This window comes from Luteitalea pratensis (genome assembly GCF_001618865.1).
In the GTDB taxonomy this organism is placed as follows: domain Bacteria; phylum Acidobacteriota; class Vicinamibacteria; order Vicinamibacterales; family Vicinamibacteraceae; genus Luteitalea; species Luteitalea pratensis.
Map to the genome: position 1 here is coordinate 2,579,320 of NZ_CP015136.1, position 13,200 is coordinate 2,592,519.

Sequence of the window (13,200 nt, forward strand, 5' to 3'; positions counted from 1 at the left end):
CTCAGCGCGCGCCGGCAACCTTGACGACGATGTCCCAGTTGAACTTGACGAACGTGTGCAGCGACGATTCAAGGATCCGCTCCTGGTCACTGTGCGCCCCGAAGCCTTTCGGCCCGTCCTCGCTGTCGGTGAGCGGACCGACGCCGTAGCACTGCATGCCCTTCGCGCGGAGGTATGCCATGTCGGTGGCGCCTGGACTCATGGCCGGCAGCGTGGCGACGTTGGCGCCGTAGCGTGCCTTGACGGCCTGTTCCACCGCAAAAAACGCCTCGGAATCGATTCGCGACGGTGGCGCGCCGGGCCGGGTGTTCCTGTCGTTGCGGGCGACGTCGACAGCGGGGTCGGCGACGATCTTGCGGATCTCCTCGATGAACTGCTCGATGTTCTCGTCGGGCAGAGCCCGGACGTCGAGCGTGGCGGTGGCCTCCGACGGGATGATGTTGACCTGGTAGCCGCCCGCAAGGATGTTGGGTGACACCGACGTCCGCAGCATCGAATTGGTGCGCGGTTCGTTGACGGCGAAGTGTTCCTGGGCCTCTGCCGACTGTGGCGTCAGCACGGCCCTGTAGCGCGCGGCGTCGGCCGGGCTGCTGATCGCCGCGAGCCGTTCGAAGTACGCGCGCGTGGTGTCGTTGAGGCGCATCGGCGGCTGCCACTCGGCGATGCGTGCGACGGCCTTGGCGAGGTGCGCGACGGCGTTGGTGCGCAGGGGCGTCGACCCGTGCCCGGACGGCCCGCGTGCCGTGAGTGTCACACCATACGGGATCTTCTCCGACGACTGCACGGTCGCGAAGCGGATCTGGCCGCCCGTGCGGGTGACGCCGCCGCCCTCCGCGAAGCAGTATTCGGCGTCGATCTCCGGCCAGTGGTTCTCCACCATGAACTTGATGCCGAACTGCGTGCTCGCTTCCTCGCCGGCCTCGGCGAGCAAGATCACGTCGCGGTCCAGCGGCACGTTCAGCCGCTTCAGCTGCAGCATGACCATCAGCCCGGCAACCGCATTGTCCTTGTCGTCGACGGTGCCGCGGCCGTACACGTAGCCACCGTCGCGCGTGGCCGAGAACGGCGGATGCGTCCACTTGCCAGGGTCGACCTTGACAACGTCGGTGTGGCCCATGACGAGGAGCGGCCGCTTCTTGCCAGTGCCTCGCAGCCGCGCGACGAGATTGGGCCGCGCCGGATCGTTGGCGAACCGCTTCGTCTCGATCCCGTTCTTCTTCAGGACCGCCTCGAGGTAATCGACGACGAGTCCCTCGTTGCCCGGCGGGTTGCTCGTGTCGAGTCGCAGGATGGCCTGGAAGTGCTCCATCGTCTCCGCCTCGATGCGAGACCAGTCGGGTGACGTCGATTGCGCGGCGGCACGCGGCAAAGCAAGCAGGCTGAGGGCCAGCAGCGCCGTCGCCAGAAGGCCGGTTCGTGGTGTCACGTGAGGGATGGGTCGCATGTCGGTGCGCAAGTGTCGCACTGCTCGGCGGACGCTACCGCTTCGGGCGTCCTGCCGCATAGGCGCGGTCGAGGACCTGGATTGTGTGCAGCGTCGGCAGTGACGCACCCGCACGTGACAGGTGGGTGGCGATCTGGACCAGGCACCCGATGTTGCCGGCGGCGACTGCCTGCGCGCCCGTCGCCCGGATGGCCTCGGCCTTGCTCGCGCCCAGCGCCGCGGCGATGTCGGGATGCTCCACGTTGTAGAGTCCGGCGGATCCGCAGCACGTGTCGCCGTCGGGCACTTCCACCACCTGCAGGTTCGGCACGCGGGCGAGCAGCACGCGCGGCGCCCGCCGGATGCCCTGCGCATGCGCCAGATGGCAGGCGTCGTGGTACGCGACCGTCAATGGGCTTGCCAACGGGGCCGGGGCGATCAGTCCGAGCGCCTCGAGGAACTCGGAGACGTCGCGCACCCGTCCGCCAAACGTGCCGAGCGCGGTTGCGTGTGCACGGCCGCGAAACGCGTGGCCGTATTCCTTCATCGCCGATCCGCACCCGGCCGCATTGGTCACGATCGCGTCGACATCGGTCGGGAACGCGCGGGCCAGCGCGTCTGCCCGCTCGTAGGCGCGATCTGCCTCGCCGCTGTGCAGCGCGAGTGCGCCGCAACAGCCCTGGCCCGGCGGGACCACGACCTCGACGCCGTTGGCCGAAAGGACACGCAGAGTCGCCAGGGCGATCTCCGGTGCCAATGCCTGCTGCACGCATCCGGTCAGCAGCGCCACCCGTGCGCGCTTCACGCCTTGCGCCTCCGTGTGCGAAGGCACCGCCACCGCCTTCGGCAACTCGCCGGGCAGCAGTCCGACCATCGATCGCAGGCGGGCAGGCAGCAGGCGTTCGACGCGCTTCGCCGCGCGGCCCAGGCGTGCGCTCGCCCTGAACAGCGACGGCGACTCGAGCGTGTCGAGCAGGAGCCGGCGCTGCAGGCGTTCGATTGGACCGCGTGCGCCGGTCTCGCGCCCGGAGCGGAACGGGACGATGAGGTCCTGGTACTTCACTCCAGACGGGCACGCCGTCACGCAGCCGAGACAGCCGAGGCAGCGGTCGATGTGCGGCTTCACGTCGGCCAGCGTGAGCGTGCCCTCGAGCACTTCCTTCATCAGCACGATGCGGCCGCGTGGCGAGTCCATCTCCTCGCCCAGCACCTTGTAGGTCGGGCACGCCGGCAGGCAGAAGCCGCAGTGCACGCAGGTCTCGACCGCGCGCGCCATGGCGTCGCGATGCGGATTGGCCGGATCTAGTGGAATCGAATGCTGCACGGTCAGGCATCCGCCAGGCGCCCGCACGGATCCATGACCGATCGCAGGCGCTGCTCGAAAGGATTGGGCGCGGTGGCGCCGATGAACGGTGAGCCGGGAGCCCCGGCCAGCACCTGCCCGACGAGGCCCTGCTCGCGCAGGATTGCGCCGAGCACGTCGATCGAACCCGGCCAGGCGATCCAGGCGAGGTTGCCGGCCACCGCGTAGCGCCTGGCGGCGTTGCCGCCAGCGAGCGCGACATCCAGCGCCTGTACCTGCGGCAACGACAGCGGCACGCGCACCAGCCCCGCACCGGCCGGAACCCACGACAACTCGCGCGCTTCGTGCCACACGGCCGCATCGTCTTCGCCGGTGAGGACACGTGCGTGGTGACCGACGGCGTCCTTCAGGGCCGTGGCTCGCGCGTCGAGTGCCTCGGGCGCGCCACCGATGCGAAGCGTAAGTACACCAGGCGGCGTCAGGTCGATGGCCTCGAGATCGAAGCGTTCGCGCTGTACCGCTGCCATCAGCGACAGCGATGACGCGAGGTCGCGCGCATCGGTGCGGACGGTCGCGTGCGCTGCCGGCGCAGGGAACACCTTGAACGTCAATTCCGCGACGACGCCGAGGCGACCGCAACTGCCGACCATCGCCTGGTGCAGCAGGAAGCCGGCGGCGTTCTTCACCACCTTGCCGCCGCTGTGCACGATGCGTCCTTCACCGTCGACCAGGCGCACGCCGATCAGGAAGTCGCGAATGCCGCCGAAGCGATAGCGGCAGGAGCCGTTCACGCCCGCGGCCACGGTACCGCCGATCGTCGCGCCCGACGTCGCGAGGGGCGGGTCGAACGGCAGGTACTGCCCGTACGGGGCGAGCGCGCGCTCGATGTCGTCGATGCGCGTGCCCGCCAGCGCTGTGAACGTGCATTCCTCGGCGGTGTATTCGACGATGCCGGCCAGTCTCGACAGGTCGAGCACGGCGCAGTCGTCGCCCGTCCGTGCGAGGCCAGGCTTGGTGCCGCCGCCCCGGACCGACCAGGACGGACGTTGCGGAATCGAAGCCGCGAGTTCGGCGATCGAAGTGGGGTGCACGATCGTCATGCGCGCGAGATCACGCCGGCCCGTTCGAGCGGATGCATGCCGTGTGAGGCCGGCATTTCCGCCGAAGGCTCCAGCTTCTTGCCCGGGTTCGCGACCCTGTGCGGATCCATGGCGTCACGCAGACGGCGCATGCAGTCGATATCCCCGGCGTCGTACATCTCACTGAGAAAGGCGCGCTTCTCGAGGCCGACGCCGTGCTCGCCGGTGATCGAGCCGCCCAGGCGGATGCAGAGGCGGAGGATCTCGGCGGCCAGGACTTCGGCACGATCGTGTGCCCCTGCCTCGCGGCCATCGTAGAGGATCAGGGGGTGCAGGTTGCCATCGCCGGCATGGAACACGTTGGCGACACGGATGCCGTGCGCGCGCGACATCGCTTCGATCGCCGCGAGCGCCTCCCCGAGGCGCGCACGCGGTACGACGCCGTCCTGGACGATGAAGTCCGGGCTGAGCCGGCCCACCGCCGAGAATGCGCACTTGCGGCCCTTCCAGATCCGCGCCCGTTCCTCGTCGTCAGCCGCCACGTGCATGTGCGCGGCCCCGGAGGCCGCGATGATCTGCATCAACGCGTGGAACTCGGCGGCGACCTGCGCGTCCTCGCCCTCGCATTCGACGATGAGTACGGCCGCGGCCCTGGGTGGGTAGCCAGCGTGCACGGCAGCTTCGGCGGCGTCCATCGCGAGGCGATCCATGATTTCCATCGCCCCTGGCAGGAGCCCGGCCTCGATGACGCGCGACACGGCGTCGCCGGCGGCTTGCAGGTTGTCGTAAGCGGCCAGCACGGTGCGATACACGGCCGGTCGCGCCACGAGCCGCAGCGTGATCTCGAGCGCCACCCCAAACAGCCCTTCCGAGCCAACGAACAGACCGGTGAGATCCGGTCCTGCCTGCTCGAGGCTGTCGCCACCGAGGCGCACCACGGTGCCGTCGCCGAGCACGACGCGCAAGCCGAGCACGTGATTGGCCGTCATCCCGTGCCGGAAGCAGTGCGCGCCGCCCGAGTTGAACGCGACGTTGCCGCCAATCGTGCACACCGACTGGCTCGAGGGATCGGGCGCGTAGTACAGGCCGTGTGGTGCGGCCATCGCGGTGACGGCGAGGTTGACGACCCCGGGCTCCACCACCGCGACGCGCGCGACGGGGTCGAACCGCAGCACGCGGTTCATGCGGTTGAGGGCGATGACGATGCCGTCCTCGACAGGGACGGCGCCGCCAGACAGGCTGGTGCCGCTGCCGCGGGCCATGAAGGGCACGCGCGCCTCGTGGCAGAGCCGGACGGTCTCGATGACTTCGTCGGCCGATTCGGCCAGCACCACGGCGCGGGGCCGCGCGCGGTAGGAAGTGAGCCCGTCGCTCTCGTACGGGGCGAGCGCGCCCGGACGCGTCAGCAGCCGGTCCGACGGGATCAGGCGGCCGAGCGCCGGCAGCAGGTCCTCGCGGTGCATCCTTGCAGTCTATACTGCGCGCCGTGTGGAGCCAGACGTATGACCCCCTCGGGCAGCCGTGGCTGTCCACGTTGTGCGCGGCGTTGCCCGTCGTCGCCCTGCTCGGTTCGCTTGCGTTCCTCAAGCTGCACGCGCACCTCGCCGCGCTCGTGGGCCTGGGCACGTCGCTCGCGGTGGCGATCCTGCTGTTCGGCATGCCCGCGCCGATGGCGCTCGCGAGTGCCGGCTATGGCGCGGCCTACGGACTCCTGCCGATAGGCTGGATCGTCCTCAACGTCATTTTCCTGTACCAGCTCACGGAGCAGCGCGGGTTGTTCGCGACGCTGCGCCAGAGCATCACGCACGTCACGACCGACGCCCGCCTGCAGTTGCTGCTCGTCGCGTTTGCCTTCGGGGCGTTCTTCGAGGGGGCGGCCGGCTTCGGGACGCCGGTGGCGGTCACCGGGGCGCTGCTCATTGGTCTCGGCTTCGCACCGCTGGCGGCGTCTGGCCTGTCTCTCATCGCCAATACCGCGCCTGTCGCCTTCGGCGCACTCGGCACGCCGATCATCGCGCTCAGCGCGGTGAGTGGGCTCGACCTGCTGGCGCTCAGCGGGATGGTGGGCCGGCAATTGCCGCTGTTCTCGGTGCTCGTGCCGTTCTGGTTGATCGCCGCGTTCGCGGGGTGGCGCGGCATGCTCGGCATCTGGCCCGCCATCCTTGCGGCGGGCCTGCCGTTCGCGGTGCTGCAGGCGCTGGTCTCCAATTTTCACGGGCCATGGCTGGTCGACGTGGTCGCGGCCATCGCGTCTATGGGATCGCTGGTCCTGTTCCTCCGGATCTGGCAACCGAGCGACGGATGGCAGCCAGGTGATCGCCTCGGCGTGGGGCACGACGACGGCACGCCGATGCCGTCGCGCGGGGAAGTGGTCCGCGCGTGGGTGCCGTGGGCCATCCTCAGCGTCGTCGTCTTCACCTGGGGACTGCCGCCGGTGAAGACGGCGCTCGATGCATGGACGACGGTGCGCATTCCGGTGCCGGGCCTCCACAACCTCATCGAGCGGGTGCCACCGGTGGTGGCGACAGCCGCGAAGGAACCGGCGCTCTTTGCCGTCTCCTGGATGTCAGCCACCGGCACCGGGATCCTGATTGCCGCAATCCTCGCCGGACTGGTGATGGGCTGCTCGGCGGCGGAACTGGCGGGGACGTACCTGCGCACGCTCCGGCTCGTGCGCACGTCGCTCGTCACGATTGCCGTGATGATGGCAATCGGCTTCACCACGCGCTACTCGGGCCTGGATGCCACGCTCGGCCTCGCCTTTGCCGGGACAGGCGTGCTCTATCCGTTCTTCGGCACGATGCTCGGCTGGCTCGGCGTCGCGCTGACCGGATCGGACACGTCGTCCAACGTCCTGTTCGGGAGCCTGCAGCGGATCACTGCCGAGCAACTGGGCCTCAGCCCGGTGCTGATGGCGGCATCCAACAGCTCCGGCGGGGTCATGGGCAAGATGATCGACGCCCAGAGCATCGTCGTCGCGAGCACGGCGACGCGGTGGTACGGCCACGAGGGCGAGATCCTGCGTTACGTCTTCTGGCACAGCCTCGTTCTGGCCGCGATGGTGGGCGGGCTCGTGATGTTGCAGGCCTATGTCTGGCCATTCACGTGGCTGGTCTGGTGACGCGTAACGCTTAACGCCTACGGCCTGCAGCCTGCAGCCTGCGGCCTGCGGCCTACCACCTACCACCTACCACCTACCACCTACCGCCTACGGCCTGCGGCCTACGGCGTACGTCCGCCTGCTCGTAGCCGTCGACCTTCAGGTCGACGGAAGACGCATTCGTGGATGAGGCGGACGGTAGGGCCGGCTCTCAGGCGGTAAGAGCCACGTAATGCCGGAATGCCGGGAATGCCGGAATGACGACCGAAGGCAAGGCCCGTGCCGCAGCGTTCGGCGTTCGGCGTTCAACGTTCAGCGTTCGTCGGTGTAGTGCCCGGTGCCCGGTGCCGCGGCGTTCGGCGACCTGCGTTCGTCTGATGTTGCTCAGTGTTGAGCGTTCGACGTTTCAGCGTTCGTCGGTTGTGCCCGGTGCCCGGTGCCCGGTGCCCGGTGCCCGGTGCCCGGTGCCCGACGCCCGGCTGCTGTTCTGCGTTCGACGTTCGTCCGTGTTGTGCCCGGTACCCGGTACCCGGTACCCGGTACCCGGTGCCCGCGCCTCGACGTTCGGCGTTCAACGTTCAGCGTTCGTCTAGAATCTCCCGCGTGAGCTTCCTTCCGACCACTCCGCGCCTGCTGCTCGGTCCAGGACCGAGTCCCGTCCTGCCCCGTGTCCTCGAGGCGATGACCGCGCCGCAACGCAGCCACCTCGACCCCGACATGCTGGCGCTGCTGGACGACATCCGCCGGCGACTGCACGGACTGTTCAACGTCAGCGCCGAGGGCATCGCGCTTGCCGTGCCCGGCACCGGCTCGTCGGGGCTCGAGGCCGCCGTGGCCAACGTGGTCCAGGAGGGCGACGCAGTGCTCTGCGTAGTCACCGGCTACTTCGGCGATCGGCTTGCCCAGGTCTGCCAGCGGTATGGCGCGAACGTGACACGGCTGGCCGGCGAGTGGGGAAGGGCCATCGATCCGGAGGCGGTGCGGACGGCGCTGCAGCATGCGTCGTTCAAGGCTGTGACGATCGTCCATGCGGAAACGTCCACCGGCGTACTCCAGCCCGTGCAGGCCGTGGCGGCCCTTGCCCGCGAGCACGGCCCGCGGATCATCGTCGACGCGGTCACCTCACTTGGCGCGCACCCGGTCGACGTCGACGGCTGGGGGCTCGACGTCGTCTACAGTTGCAGCCAGAAGGGCCTCGGGGCGCCGTCAGGCTTTGCACCCATTGCGTTCAATGCCGCTAGCCGCGCGGCTGCCCGGAGCCGCAGCTTCTACCTGGACCTGCCGCTGCTCGAGGGCTACTGGATCAAGCGCGGGTACCACCACACCATCTCGACGCCGCTGGTCTACGCGCTGTACGAGGCGTTGTGCGTCATCGATGAAGAGACGATGGAGGCGCGCTCGGCGCGGCATGCCCGCGTGCACGGCGAGTTCGTGGCAGAGTTGGCGGAGATGGGCCTGTCGTTGCTGCCACCCGAGGGCGAGCGGCTGTGGACGCTCAACACCGTTCGCATCCCCGAGCGGGTCACCGACGAAGCGAAGGTCCGCATCGCCTTGCGCGACACGCACGGCATCGAGATCGGCGCCGGCCTCGGCCCCCTGGCCGGCAAGATCTGGCGCGTCGGCCTGATGGGCGCAGGCGCGACGAGCGAAAACGTCGCGACCCTTCTCTCGGCCCTCAAACAAGAGATCGGATAAGCGGTGACCGTCGACCTGAAGGTCGACGGCTACGACTCGCTCACAAAGCGCCAAGATGTAGGCGTCGAGCTTGCTCGACGCATGGTGTCGCTTGGGCGGTGACCGTCGACCAAGGTCGACGGCTACACAGAGTGCAATTCCGTCCTCATTCCTCCTTCCTACCTCACTCCTCCGTCCTCGTCTCCTCCGTCCTCGTCCGCTCCGTCCTCGTGCGGGCCCATGTAGCGAAGCGTGACGAGCGGTTCCGTGCGTGACGTGTTCGTGAACGTCACGCCCCGCCGTGCGCCCGCCTCATTGCAGAACCATTCGTCGTCGGTCAGGTCGCCGAACCTGATCAGCGTCGGGCTGGCGAGCGGCTCGCCGTTGATGGTGCCCGTCCCCTGCACGCACACGAGCCCCCAGGCGCCGTCGTCCTGGATCGTGCAGGTGGCGCCGGGCTCGATGGTGAGTTCCTTCGCGGAGAACAGCCTGGCGCCGGCGATGCGCCCGTAGACCACCCACCGGTCGACGAAGCCGCTGCCGGCCGACGCCTCGCGCGGGCGGAGCAGGTGCGACTCCCTGAACGTGGGATCGAGGTTGGCCTCCCAGTCCAGCTGATCGACCAGGTAGTCCAGATCGTGGTGGTGCGCAGGCGGCACGTCCTGCACCAGCAGGTCCCATGGGATCGCCTGGCCATCGACGACCGACTGATACATTGCGAGCACGTCGGAAGCCCACTGCGGTTCGTAGGTGCACAGCGAGCCGGGCGCGTGCAGCATGCGCGGCGGGATCAGCCAGCCCGTGCCCACTTCGAGCCGCGAGGCCTGGGCGAGGTCGAGGATGCCGTTGTCGCCGGTGTGCCACCGCTCGAGGCAGCGCCGGAGATCCGCCCTGGTGGTGCCCGGCGCGAGGCCGAAGAAGGTGAACGGAAAGTCGTTGGCGCGGGCATTCATCTGCGGCGGGAAGTAGTAGCCCTCGGGCTTCGCCTCGCGACCGACCAGCGCTGCTTGAGCGGCGTCCTGGTGCATATGGTGGGGAATGGGGCCGCGATTGTCGAAGAACTTCGCGAACACGGGCCATCGCCGGTACCGCGCCCAGCTGGTCTCGCCAATCAGGCTCGCACCGCACGCTGCCACCGCATCGCGCATTGTCACGCGTTCGCGTTCGACGACGATGTAGGAGAGGCCCTCGTCGGGCACCCGGCCGGCATTGGCGGCTTCGATCGTGGAAGCGAACCAGCGTTCGTCGATGCCACCACGGTCGAGTCCGAACGCATACAGATCGTCGGGATGCAGCTTCAGCCGTCGTCCGGGTTGCACGAAGGCGCGCGGCACCCAACACGGCGCCAGCCGCAGCAGCCCCTGGGTGCGCGCGAGTTCACGCTCGACGAGCGGACCGACGTCAGCCGTGCGCGTGGCGAGGTGACGCGTGCTGGTCGGCGCGGCGTCGGACATGCGCAGCAGTATGCCCGTAACAGCACGCTGACAGGCGGCGTACCTGTCTCACAAAGGGCCAAACGCCGGATACGCCGCCGTGGCCTATGATGGGCGCGCATGGCGAGGGACGCTCCGCAGACGCGCCGCCTGGCGTCCTGCGTACGCTCCGCGCTTCAGCTGGAGGAACCAACAGTGAATCGTCGTGACTTCCTTTCGTCCTCGGCAGGCCTGGCCACCGGGCTTGGACTTGGCGCAGGCTCCCTCGCTGCCCAGGCACCAACCGGCGTGGCGCCACCTGCCCAACGCCGGCAGGAGCCCACGCCGCCAGTGTCGTCGCTCGACTTCAAGAGAAGCCGCACAAGGCTCTGATCGCGGAGCCGACCGAGGACGACCTCGTGCGCATGAAGGCGGCGGGTTTCGAGGGCGTCGAGGGCCGCGTCATCCCGGTGCCACAAGCCGCGAAGATGCGCGAGGTCGCAGAGAAGCTCGGCATGCGGGTCCACTCGGTGCTCTACGGGTGGGCCGAGTTCAACAGTCCTGATGCGGCCGAGGTCAAGCGCACCTTCGACGAGAGCGCGGATGCGCTGCGGACGGCGCAGGCATTCGGCGCCGAAACCGTCCTGCTCGTGCCCTGTCGCATCAGCGGTGGCGGCAATCGCTCAGGTGCAATCTCGAAGAGCCCCGTGCTTCGCATGCCGCGACCCTGGGAGTTCCAGATCGAGTTCGACCCGGCCAATGGTCATCTCACCCGCGTTGTGTTCGGCGACAACGCGCCGTACGCGGACTACATCGCAGCCCACAATCACGCCACCGACACCTCGCGCGAGTGGGTGAGCCGCCTGATCCCGATCGCGGAGAAGACCGGTGTCGTGATCGCGCTCGAGAACGTCAGCAACAACCTGTGGGTAACCCCTGCGACGTTCCGCCACTTCGTCGCCTCGTTCCGCAGCCCGTGGGTGAAGGCCTACTACGACATCGGCAACCACGTGCGGTGTGCTCCACCGGAGCAGTGGATCCTCACGCTTGGCGAGCTCCTCGCGAAGGTGCACGTCAAGGACTACCTGCTGGATCCCGCCGATCCGGACGGGCGCGGCCGTTCCGTGAACATCCGCGAAGGCAGCGTGCGCTGGGCGGTGCTGCGCCAGGCGCTGGAATCGATCAAGTACAACGGGTGGATGACCATCGAAAGCAACGGCGACATCCCGTTCGAGGAGCGGAACCGCCGGCTCGATCTGATTCTCGCCGGCACGTAGGTCGATCAACGTAACGCCGAACGCCGAACGCCGAACGCCGAACATCCAGCACAGTGGTAGGGCCGGCTCTCCGACTTGTCCCACCGTAGCCTTGGCGAAGGTGGAGCACGGCCCACTCCGAGGCACCTCATGAGCACGCAAGACAATCGCGCCCACGACATCGCGACGCCGCACGGCGTGTCGCGACGCAACTTCATCGCCACGGCCGCCGGCGTCGGCGCAGCGGTCACGATCGTGCCGCGGCACGTGCTCGGCAGGGGCTTGCAGGCGCCCAGTGATCTGGTGAACGTGGCCGTCGTCGGCGTCAGCGGCATGGGCGCCAGCAACACGCGCGCGGTGATGAGCCAGAACATCACGGCGCTGTGCGATGTGGACACGGCGCTGCTGGACGCGCGGCTCGCACGGTGGAGTGAGGAGGCCGCACCAGTTGGGGCGGCAGCAGCACGCGGCGGCGCCGGCCGCCAGGGGACGCCCGCGTGGCCCGCCTGGAAGGACTGGGGTACCACCCAGGCGCAGCAGGCGGCGAACGCGCGCTTCCCGGCCGACGATCCTGCCGCGAACCTCCAGAAGTTCGTCGGTGCCGCCTCGCGCATCCGCAAGTACCAGGACTACCGGGTGATGTTCGAGCAGCAGAAGGACATCGACGCGGTCATCATCGCCACCCCCGACCACATGCACGCGGTCATCGCCTCGGCGGCGATGGATCTCGGCAAGCACGTGTACGTGCAGAAGCCGATGGCGTGGTGCGTGTCGGAAGCGCGGCATCTCGCACGGCGCGCGGCCGAGACGAAGGTGCAGGCGCAGTGCGGCAACCAGCGACACTCCGCCGACGAGAACCGGCGCGGCGTGGACTACATCACCTCCGGTGTGGTCGGCGACGTCACGCAGGTGCATGTGTGGACCAACCGCCCCATCTGGCCGCAGGGCATCCCCCGTCCAACGGTGGCCACGCCCGCGGACACCCGTCGCGGCCTCATCAGCCAGCAGGCCGTCATGCAGGCGGGTGCCAGCACGCTCGCGCCCACGACGGCGCCACCCTCGACACTCGCGTGGGATCTGTTCCTCGGCGTGGCACCGGTCGTGGAGTACAGCCCGATCTATCACCCGTTCAACTGGCGCGGCTGGGTGGATTGGGGACAGGGCGCCCTCGGCGACATGGGCGCGCACCTGATCGACTTCCCGGTCTGGTCGCTCGATCTCGACCTGCCCACGGCCGTCGAGACCACGTCCACGCCCTTCAACGAGCTCACGTTCCCGTTGGCGACGATGACGCACTACGACTTCCCGGCCAAGGGACGCCGGCCGGCCGTACGCATGACGTGGTACGACGGCGGATTCATGCCGCCGACGCCGGAGGAACTCGACGGCGACGCCAGGCTGGTCACCTCGGGAGGCATTCTCTACATCGGCACGAAGGGCAAGCTGTTGTGCAACGAGGGCATGCCGCCGCGCTTGCTGCCGTCCACGCTGCACAATTCGACCGGCGCACCGAAGGAGACGCTCGCCCGCGTGCCGCACCAGGCCCACGAGATGAACTGGATTCGGTCGATCAAGGGGCAGGACACACTCTCGAGTCCGTTTTCCTACGCCGCGCACCTGCACGAGATCATGCTGCTCGGCCTCGTGTCGTTGCGGGCGAAGTCGAAGATTCACTACGACGCCGCGAACATGCGCGTGACCAACAACGCCAACGCCAACCAGTACCTTACACGCGAGTACAGGGACGGGTGGCGTTCTTGACGCTTAACGCCTAACGCCTAACGCCTAACGCCGAACGTTCAACGCCGAACGCCGCGCGTCGACCTGAAGGTCGACGCCTACGAACCTTCGGCAGAGCCGTCGAGCGTTGGGAGCGGGTCCGGAACTGCAAGGTGGACAGGGGCAGCCGCGAGCTGCGAGGCGCGTGTCGAGCCCTCCGGGCCCCGTTGTAGG

The 13,200-nt window shown here is 68.6% G+C and carries 9 protein-coding genes; 4 read left to right on the plus strand and 5 right to left on the minus strand.

Annotated features, from left to right (window positions below; translation table 11 throughout):
* Position 1: 1 nt before the first annotated feature.
* From LuPra_RS10605 to LuPra_RS10620, 4 genes are read right to left on the minus strand one after another with little or no spacing between them, the layout of a single operon-like run.
* Positions 2-1,426 (minus strand): M20/M25/M40 family metallo-hydrolase, encoded by a 1,425-nt coding sequence (locus LuPra_RS10605; protein ID WP_234800824.1) that lies wholly within the window; start codon positions 1,424-1,426, stop codon positions 2-4.
* Positions 1,427-1,478: 52 nt separating this feature from the next.
* Complete coding sequence (locus tag LuPra_RS10610) at positions 1,479-2,747, minus strand: (Fe-S)-binding protein (protein ID WP_237050894.1); 1,269 nt, start codon at positions 2,745-2,747, stop codon at positions 1,479-1,481.
* A gap of 2 nt (positions 2,748-2,749) precedes the next feature.
* Entirely contained in the window at positions 2,750-3,826 is a 1,077-nt protein-coding gene (locus LuPra_RS10615; protein ID WP_110170707.1) for an FAD-binding oxidoreductase, read from the minus strand.
* Positions 3,823-5,268 (minus strand): FAD-binding oxidoreductase, encoded by a 1,446-nt coding sequence (locus LuPra_RS10620; RefSeq protein ID WP_110170708.1) that lies wholly within the window; start codon positions 5,266-5,268, stop codon positions 3,823-3,825. The genes LuPra_RS10615 and LuPra_RS10620 overlap by 4 nt, the downstream gene beginning before the upstream one ends.
* A gap of 23 nt (positions 5,269-5,291) precedes the next feature.
* Between LuPra_RS10620 and LuPra_RS10625 the strand changes: the two genes are divergently transcribed.
* Together LuPra_RS10625 and LuPra_RS10630 are read left to right on the plus strand one after the other, a co-directional pair.
* The gene (locus LuPra_RS10625) at positions 5,292-6,926 is read left to right on the plus strand and encodes an L-lactate permease (RefSeq protein WP_110170709.1); all 1,635 of its coding nucleotides are present in this window, start codon (positions 5,292-5,294) and stop codon (positions 6,924-6,926) included.
* 582 nt (positions 6,927-7,508) lie between these two features.
* Positions 7,509-8,600: a pyridoxal-phosphate-dependent aminotransferase family protein gene (locus LuPra_RS10630; protein WP_157898992.1), complete on the plus strand. Its 1,092-nt coding sequence runs from the start codon at positions 7,509-7,511 to the stop codon at positions 8,598-8,600.
* A 158-nt stretch (positions 8,601-8,758) separates the two neighbouring features.
* Here the strand turns inward: LuPra_RS10630 and LuPra_RS10635 are convergent, their stop codons facing one another.
* A complete protein-coding gene (locus LuPra_RS10635; RefSeq protein ID WP_234800825.1) occupies positions 8,759-10,033 on the minus strand; it encodes a cupin domain-containing protein in 1,275 nt (424 codons plus the stop codon).
* 383 nt (positions 10,034-10,416) lie between these two features.
* Here LuPra_RS10635 and LuPra_RS10640 point away from each other — a divergent pair, with 383 nt between their 5' ends.
* Entirely contained in the window at positions 10,417-11,268 is an 852-nt protein-coding gene (locus LuPra_RS10640; protein WP_110170711.1) for a sugar phosphate isomerase/epimerase family protein, read from the plus strand.
* 129 nt (positions 11,269-11,397) lie between these two features.
* Positions 11,398-13,008, plus strand: coding sequence for a Gfo/Idh/MocA family protein (locus LuPra_RS10645; protein ID WP_110170712.1), 1,611 nt, complete (start codon positions 11,398-11,400; stop codon positions 13,006-13,008).
* Positions 13,009-13,200 lie beyond the last annotated feature (192 nt).

Excerpts from the sequence above, each read along its gene's own strand:
- LuPra_RS10615 (WP_110170707.1), bottom strand. The coding sequence starts at position 3,826 with ATGACGATCGTGCACCCCACTTCGATCGCCGAACTCGCGGCTTCGATT.
- LuPra_RS10620 (WP_110170708.1), bottom strand. The coding sequence starts at position 5,268 with ATGCACCGCGAGGACCTGCTGCCGGCGCTCGGCCGCCTGATCCCGTCG.
- LuPra_RS10635 (WP_234800825.1), bottom strand. The coding sequence starts at position 10,033 with ATGTCCGACGCCGCGCCGACCAGCACGCGTCACCTCGCCACGCGCACG.
- LuPra_RS10640 (WP_110170711.1), top strand. The coding sequence starts at position 10,417 with ATGAAGGCGGCGGGTTTCGAGGGCGTCGAGGGCCGCGTCATCCCGGTG.
- LuPra_RS10645 (WP_110170712.1), top strand. The coding sequence starts at position 11,398 with ATGAGCACGCAAGACAATCGCGCCCACGACATCGCGACGCCGCACGGC.